Annotated in this window: 5 protein-coding genes and 8 pseudogenes; 7 read left to right on the plus strand and 6 right to left on the minus strand. The window is 60.3% G+C overall.

Annotation, left to right across the window (positions count from 1 at the left end):
- The first annotated feature begins 15 nt into the window (after positions 1-15).
- The 3 genes and pseudogenes from JMY24_RS35750 to JMY24_RS38925 all read left to right on the plus strand — a co-directional run.
- Positions 16-852 carry an alpha/beta hydrolase gene (locus JMY24_RS35750; RefSeq protein WP_128596856.1) on the plus strand — a complete coding sequence of 279 codons (837 nt, stop codon included), beginning with the start codon at positions 16-18 and terminating at the stop codon, positions 850-852.
- Positions 849-1,733 carry a MipA/OmpV family protein gene (locus JMY24_RS35755; RefSeq protein ID WP_236597703.1) on the plus strand — a complete coding sequence of 295 codons (885 nt, stop codon included), beginning with the start codon at positions 849-851 and terminating at the stop codon, positions 1,731-1,733. The genes JMY24_RS35750 and JMY24_RS35755 overlap by 4 nt, the downstream gene beginning before the upstream one ends.
- Positions 1,734-1,857: 124 nt before the next feature.
- Positions 1,858-1,959 (plus strand): annotated as a pseudogene (locus JMY24_RS38925) (IS110 family transposase); the annotation flags it as partial.
- A gap of 38 nt (positions 1,960-1,997) precedes the next feature.
- Here the strand turns inward: JMY24_RS38925 and JMY24_RS35760 are convergent.
- Both JMY24_RS35760 and JMY24_RS35765 read right to left on the minus strand, forming a co-directional pair.
- On the minus strand, positions 1,998-2,195 hold the full coding sequence (locus JMY24_RS35760; protein WP_236597707.1) for a GntR family transcriptional regulator: 198 nt from the start codon (positions 2,193-2,195) through the stop codon (positions 1,998-2,000).
- Between the two features lie 217 nt (positions 2,196-2,412).
- Positions 2,413-3,327: a LysR family transcriptional regulator gene (locus JMY24_RS35765; RefSeq protein WP_128596854.1), complete on the minus strand. Its 915-nt coding sequence runs from the start codon at positions 3,325-3,327 to the stop codon at positions 2,413-2,415.
- A gap of 209 nt (positions 3,328-3,536) precedes the next feature.
- Between JMY24_RS35765 and JMY24_RS35770 the strand changes: the two genes are divergently transcribed.
- Complete coding sequence (locus tag JMY24_RS35770) at positions 3,537-4,598, plus strand: aldo/keto reductase (RefSeq protein ID WP_128596855.1); 1,062 nt, start codon at positions 3,537-3,539, stop codon at positions 4,596-4,598.
- A 160-nt stretch (positions 4,599-4,758) separates the two neighbouring features.
- On the opposite strand, the pseudogene JMY24_RS35775 reads toward JMY24_RS35770, so the two are convergent.
- Both JMY24_RS35775 and JMY24_RS38930 read right to left on the minus strand, forming a co-directional pair.
- A pseudogene (locus JMY24_RS35775) lies at positions 4,759-4,959 on the minus strand (DDE-type integrase/transposase/recombinase); the annotation flags it as partial.
- A 199-nt stretch (positions 4,960-5,158) separates the two neighbouring features.
- Positions 5,159-5,550: pseudogene (locus JMY24_RS38930) on the minus strand (sorbosone dehydrogenase family protein); the annotation flags it as partial.
- A 4-nt stretch (positions 5,551-5,554) separates the two neighbouring features.
- On the opposite strand from JMY24_RS38930, the pseudogene JMY24_RS35780 reads away from it, so the two are divergent.
- Positions 5,555-5,782, plus strand: a pseudogene (locus JMY24_RS35780) (transposase); the annotation flags it as partial.
- A 201-nt stretch (positions 5,783-5,983) separates the two neighbouring features.
- Positions 5,984-6,184: pseudogene (locus JMY24_RS35785) on the plus strand (manganese transporter); the annotation flags it as partial.
- A 3-nt stretch (positions 6,185-6,187) separates the two neighbouring features.
- Here JMY24_RS35785 and JMY24_RS39790 read toward each other — a convergent pair.
- Positions 6,188-6,312 (minus strand): annotated as a pseudogene (locus JMY24_RS39790) (ISL3 family transposase); the annotation flags it as partial.
- A 139-nt stretch (positions 6,313-6,451) separates the two neighbouring features.
- Positions 6,452-6,871, minus strand: a pseudogene (locus tag JMY24_RS35795) (DDE-type integrase/transposase/recombinase); the annotation flags it as partial.
- A gap of 32 nt (positions 6,872-6,903) precedes the next feature.
- On the opposite strand from JMY24_RS35795, the pseudogene JMY24_RS39915 reads away from it, so the two are divergent.
- Positions 6,904-6,973, plus strand: a pseudogene (locus tag JMY24_RS39915) (IS6 family transposase); the annotation flags it as partial.

Consider the following 6,973-nt stretch of genomic DNA (forward strand, 5'->3'; position numbering starts at 1 on the left):
GGTCACGCCGTGCTGATGTTGCACGGCCTGTCCAGTTCGCCGCTCGAATTGCGCTTTCTGGCGCGCTTTCTCAACGCTGAAGGCTTCACCGCGTGCGCGCCGCTTCTGCCCGGCTATAGCGCCGGTTCCAAAGAGGCCACGATGGAGCGATGGCTCGACGCTGCCATGCGCGAATATGACGCGCTGGCCGCGCGTTTCACCCGCGTCTCGATCTGCGGCCTTTCCATCGGCGCGGCACTAGCGCTGGCGCTCGCGCATCGACGTCCGCAGGCCCAGTCGCTCGTGTTGCTGTCGCTCACGCTCTCGTACGACGGCTGGGCGATCCCGTGGTATCGCTTTCTGCTCAACTGGGCCTACTACACGCCCCTGCGCAAGCGCTGGCGCTACCGCGAAGCAGCGCCGTTCGGCCTGCGCAACGAGGCGCTGCGCGCCAAAATCGCCCGCGCGATGCAGCGTAACGACTTCAGCGAAGTCGGTCCGTCCACTATCTCGTTACCGGCGCTGCATCAGGCAGGCCGCCTCGCCTCCAGCGTGCGCACGCTGGTACGCGACATCAAGACCGATTGCCTGATCGTGCACGCGATCGACGACGAAACCTCGAGCCCGCGCAACGCCCAGTTCGTTGCCGGCAATATCCGCGCGGCCTTCCTGCGCACAATCTGGCTGGATGATTCGTATCACATGATCACGTCGGACAACGAGCGCGAAATCGTCGCGCGCGAAACCGCGCTGTTTCTGCGCGAAAGCGAAGTCGCGCATGGTGGCGATGAAGGCGGCAAGCAGCCGGTGGTCTCGAAAGCGCTCGCGCGACGCCTGAGGCAACTCGCGGCGCTAGGCAAGGAACGCGTATGACAGGCCGCCCGAGGTTGAAATACGGCAAGCCGCCGCGCGCATCGCTACTGCTCGCGGCGGCGCTCGGCGCTTGGGCGGCGCAGGCCGCTTACGCCGACGACGCGAATGCGAACGCAACCGCGAGCGGCACCGCGACGGCAATCGCCACCGACACAAGCAGCGTCACGAACGACGCCATCAGCAAAACCGCGGACAGCAATTGGAAGATTGGCGTCGGCCCAGGCCTCGTGATTACGCCCAGGTACCCGGGCTCGCGTCAGTTGAGCGTTTTTCCCTTCCCCGCGCTCGACATCTCCTACGACGATCGCTTCTTCTCGCAAGGCCCGGACGTGCTCGGCGTCAACGTACTTCGCGACCCGGCCTACCACGTGGGCGCAGCATTGAGTTTCGATTTCCAGAGCCGCAAGGAATCCGACGACCCCCATCTGCGCGGACTCGGCGACGTGAACGGCGGACCGAAGTTGAAACTGTTCGCCGACTATACGGTGTGGGCGTTCACCGGATCGGTGGCGCTGTACCAGGACATCGCCGGACATCATCAAGGCACCACGGTGAGCACGGATTTCGTGGCATCGGCGCCGGTAAGCGGCTGGCTGCTCTCCGTGGGCCCTGGCTTCACATGGGCGAACGGTACTTACACGCGGACGTTTTTCGGTGTGTCCGGGCAGCAGAGCGCCGCATCCGGATTGCCGGCGTATAACACCAGCGCCGGCGTGCGCGATATCCACATGAACGCCATCGTCACGTACGACTTTTCACGGCACTGGAACGGCTCGGCCGCCGCGACGTTCGGGCGGCTCGAGCATGATGCGGCCAATAGCCCGATTACCCAAAAGCGCTTCGAACTTAATATGCTCACTTCGTTGAACTATCGTTTCTGAAGTCGAAAGGCAATCGCGACTTAAGCGGCTCTGATGTGATGGATGACTCCCTCTGCAAAGCCATCGAGCCTATGCCAGAGTGAAGACGTCGTTACTCCCATTTCACGGGAAAGGAGCGTTCATCATGAAGATAGCAACTATGGGGCTGGATCTGCCCAAGAGCGTTTTCCAGGTCCATGGGGTGGATTCCCGAGGTCACTGCATTGCGCGCAGGCAGTTGCGCCGGTTGGGTCTGAGCGTAGCACGAGGTCGAGCCTCGCGTGCTCAGGAAAAGACCGCCTCGATATCCGGCGACGCGTCTTTCACCACTTCAAAGTTCAGCGTTGCCTCAATGTGCTCGAGATGCTCCAGCATGCACGCTGCCGCAGGTGCGCCAACATGCGCCTCGATCGCATCGATCAGGTCGCCGTGCTCGTGATGGGGACATGCGGGAGCATTCGGTTTGTCGTACAGGGTGATCACAAGACACGTCAACGGCGCGAGCTCGCGCATCAACCGCAACAGGGGTGTGCGACTGCGTCAGGCGCCCTTGACCCAGCAAGGCGAATGACGGAGTCGGAATAGGCGAGCCGCCAGAGACGACTCCGCTCGGGCCGACAATTGAGCGACTCATCACTCGCCGATTCCACCGAAACGAGCTTGCGAACGTTCCCAACAATTGCCCGGATACAGTCGAGCGTCAGGTCGCCACTGCGGGTAATATGAGCAAATCCAGAAAAGCACGTGCGACGGGCACGAGCGGTTCTGCGGCGCTGCCCTTGAAAACAGCCGCGAGTTCCCAGCAAGGCTCCTCGGCTTCGCGCAGAGTCGCCGTGGCGACCGGCGCGCCACGCGTGTCGCGCACCCTGGCGGAGGCCACAGATGCGGGCACTATCGTTATCGCAAGCCCCTGCGCCGCCAATTCAAGCAACATCGGCATGTCGTTGACCTCGAAGCTAATCTGGCGCTGCAGCCCGGCAGCTGCAAAGCTTCGATCGACGAGCCGTCGCACGCTCCATTCTGGACGCAGATCGGCGAACGTTTCTTCGCAAAGATCCGCGAGCTTGAGCCCATTAGCCCCCGCCAGTCGATGATGCGTCGCGCAGACGACGACCATTCCCTCACACGCGAACATTTGCGATCCGAGATCGTCCGGTGGCGAATCCGAGGGCTGGGTAAAAGCAAGGTCAAGACGTCCTTCCCGCACCTCGTCGATCAACGCGCGCGAGCCATCAAGTGTCAGATGGATATCGATCCCGCCGAACGCGGCCCGAAACCGCCCCAAGGTAGCAGGCAGATCGACAAAAGGCGCGAGACCGTGAATGGAGCCAATGCTGAGCCGGCCGCGTGCGAGCCCGTGAACTTGCGTCACAGCGTGGCGCGCGTCGCGCGCAGCCGCGAGCACCCGCCGCGCTTGCGCGAACAGCACTTCGCCGGCAGGAGTGAAGTCGACTCGCCGCGTGCTGCGGATGAACAACGGTCCGCCCAGTTCGTCCTCCAGTAAGCGGATCGATGCCGACAAGCCGGACTGAACGAGGTTAAGTCGCCGCGCCGCGCGCGTGAAATGCCGCTCTTCTGCGACCGCTACGAAATGCTCCAGCTGCTTCAAGTCCACGTTAGCACCCTTCTCACCAAAGGCGATTAATCACGAAAACCGCACAATTGGATCATATCTTTCTATTGGAATGTTAAGTCGATCTTCGATATTGTCGACTGCTTTGGAGCGTCAGAGAATCACCGGGCACGAAGTGCTCGCGCAGTGGAGGACTTAACAACCACACCGCGGCCGTGATTCTGGGCAATATTTATGGAGATTGCTTCATCATGGAATACCGTCAACTGGGTCGTTCGGGCCTCAAGGTGTCCACCATCACGCTAGGCACAATGACGATGGGCGGCAAGGGCAAATTCGCGAGCGTCGGCGAGGTTGGCCTCGAGGATGCGCGCAGGCAGATCGACATGTGCATCGACGCGGGCGTCAACCTGATCGATACGGCAGATGTCTATTCCAATGGCGCGTCGGAGGAAATCGTCGGCGAAGCGCTCGGCGGCAAACGCAAAGGCGGCGTGCTGATCGCCACGAAGGCCCGCTTCTCGATGGGCGACGGTCCGAACGATCGCGGTCTGTCGCGGCATCATTTGATAGAGGCCTGCGAAGCGAGCCTGCGGCGCCTCAAGACTGATGTGATCGACCTCTATCAGGTGCACGAATGGGACGGGCTCACGCCGCTGGAAGAAACGCTTGAAGCGCTCGATCTGCTGGTTCGGCACGGCAAGATCCGGTATGTCGGTTGCTCGAACTACTCCGGCTGGCATTTGATGAAGGCGTTGCACGTGAGCGAACGCGATCGTCTGCCGCGTTTTGTGAGCCAACAGATTCACTACACGCTCGAAGCACGCGAAGCGGAATACGAACTCGCGCCGATCGCGCTCGATCAAGGGCTCGGCATTCTGGTCTGGAGCCCGCTGGCAGGTGGCCTACTCTCCGGCAAGCACCGCCGCGACACGTCGCCTGAAGGAACGCGCCAGCTCGCCGGCTGGACCGAGCCGCCGATTCGCGACGCGGAGCGACTGTGGTCGATTGTCGACACTCTGGTCGAGATTGCCGGCGAGCACAATGTCTCGGCTGCGCAGGTCGCGCTTGCGTGGACGCTCGGACGCCCCGCCGTCACCTCGGTCATCATTGGCGGACGTAACAAAACGCAGTTGCTCGACAATCTCGGCGCCGCGAATCTCACGCTGACCGCCCAGCAGCGCGAGCTGCTCGACACGGTGAGCGCGCCGCCCCTGCTCTATCCATACTGGCATCAGCTACAGACGGCCCATGATCGCCTTGGGGCGCCTGACCTGTCGTTACTGGGACCGCATCTCGCCACACAAGATTGAGCCGGCCGGGATCGCATCTCAGTGATCCGAAAGCTCGCCCGTCATCACCTCAATCATTGCGGCATGGTGGGCGAGGCTCATGCCGCACGCATAGGCGATATCTGGTCTTGACGCAGTAAGGAATGCGGGGGTGAACGGAGATCGATATATATAGTACCGCTTATATTGCGAGGTCGTAAAATTGATCGGCGGTGGACAGATGGGTTCCGCGAGCACACTTCATCTGTGCTTTGGCGATCATGCGCATTACTTCGATGCCGCCCAGCAGGATCCGGGCGCAGCGGAATGTCTTGAATCCCAGCATGGATCGCGGGCGTCGCTTAGGCGCCCGATGGTCCTGCTCGACGAGGTTGTTGAGGAAATCGTAACATCTGAATGTGGGGTGTCCGTTCAACGGCGCTGTCAGGTTGGTGGGGAGTTGCTGCCCAGACATCGGATGAACGCGGCCTGTCATCGTGCCGTAATCACAGAACGCTTCGTCGCATGGCATGCTTGGAGTGTCTCTGCCGCAGTCGAGGAAATCATCTGATAAGGACAACTACTCTTGCGCGACACAGATAGTCTATGCCCGCCAACTCGACAGAGTCGTTCGATCCCACCGTGATGTACAGATGCTTGCCGGAGCTATTAGCCAGGATATTTTTGTCCAGTGATGGTTGATCGGCCCGGCCGCTAAGTCGGCAACCTTGACACCGGAGCTTGCAATTCTGGTAGCGCCTGTCACATAGTCGAAACGCAGCAGAGCGTCAGTATCGGTGACATAGAATTGATTGCCAGTGAGCGGCATACCGAACGGCGAGTGCAGGCCACGCAGAAACACAGTGTGAGTCTGGGCGACGCCGCCTTTCGCATTGCGCAAGAGTACGACGCAATCGGGGCTCGGCACACCGGCACCTGCGCGCTTCATGACCTGCCGCCTGATCCAGCCGAATATGCCACTTCCTTCATCGTGATCTCTCGAGCCGATGAAGGAGGTCGCGCGCCTGATTCGTCGGCACTTCGACGGCATCGTCGCCTGGTATCAGACCCGCCAGACCAACGGCTTCATCGAAGCATTCAACGGCTTGTTTCAAGCGGCCAAGCGAAAAGCTCGCGGCTACACGCGCTTCGCGACGATGCACACGGTCCTCTTTCTCGTTGCTGGCAAGCTCGATTTCTCCCGCTTCAACCCGCATGCCTTGTGAGCCCCGTTACCCACTGCATGTGGGCGGGCGCGTGGACTAACACGTGCGTGCCAGACGCCGATAAGGAGCCGCCATGCCGGACAGTGACGGAATTCATCGGCATCACGTTGTTGCACGATGCGTAGCGTGTGCCCCCTCTGGAAGAATGGCCTTATGGCTCTTTTGAAAGTGGTTTCTGCAACGCAGCCCAGAAGAAAACAAATGGCTACACCTTCTCGCGCTACACCGCCTTGCAGCGCCGTGCTCGATGACGCCCATGTAGGCGATAGCACGGGTGCTTTGGGCACAATCGCTCAACACGACACTAAACCGCACACCAACTGGTGGAGACGCATCCATACACCGATGGCCATCCTCGGCCCCGGCCAAATTGTGATGGTCGGCGACAACGGCGCGGGCGCATTGTTTTGAGCGCATGACATTGGTGCACCACTGCCGCAACATCTCGGTGACGACTGGATTTGCTTGCGTTCGAGAATCTCTCGCAGTTGCTCGCGATACAGCCATGCGCGGGCGGTGCGCTTGGTGGCGTACTGCCTGACAAAAGCCTCGAGGTCGGTCAATTGGCTCCGGTGCAAATAAGCGTTGCGGTCAATTATTTTCTATAGTTCAAGAGGTTCTGGTGCAAATAGGATGACTGGATAAAATGACTTCTATAAAAAGGATCCCTTATCGAGCAGACAGGACAGCATCCCAGACCGCAGGCGCAGCGGTATCTTTGAGGTCGAGTTTGGCGAGATCGAATTGTCCCTTCCGAATGCGATGCATCAACTCAATGCCTGCAAGAGTGATCGCGGAGTTCCTGAGACGCTTGAAGCCGAGCATGACGTTGGTGCGGGACTTGATGTGGCGATGGTCCTGTTCGATCAGATTGTTGAGATATTTGGAAGATCGAACCATCGTATCGTCCGGCAGCAGGCCGTCGGCCTTCATCTCGCGCACAGCACGGTGTGAGGCGGCATAGCCATCGAGCGTGATGGTTTCGGGCGGCCGCCCCTGATGTTTGATAGCCTTGCTGAAAGAAGCTTTCCCCGCCTCCACGTCACGTTTGGCCCTGAGCAGGAAGTCAACCGTCTGCCCGGCGTTGTCACGTTACCGTGGCGGTCGCGTAAGATGTCGCGATGAAAAAGACGAACTCGCTCTATCACGGTCACCGCTTTCCCGCCGCAGTCATCAGCTGCGCGGTGCGTT

Origin of the sequence: Paraburkholderia kirstenboschensis (assembly GCF_904848585.1) — a bacterium.
Taxonomy (GTDB): domain Bacteria; phylum Pseudomonadota; class Gammaproteobacteria; order Burkholderiales; family Burkholderiaceae; genus Paraburkholderia; species Paraburkholderia kirstenboschensis.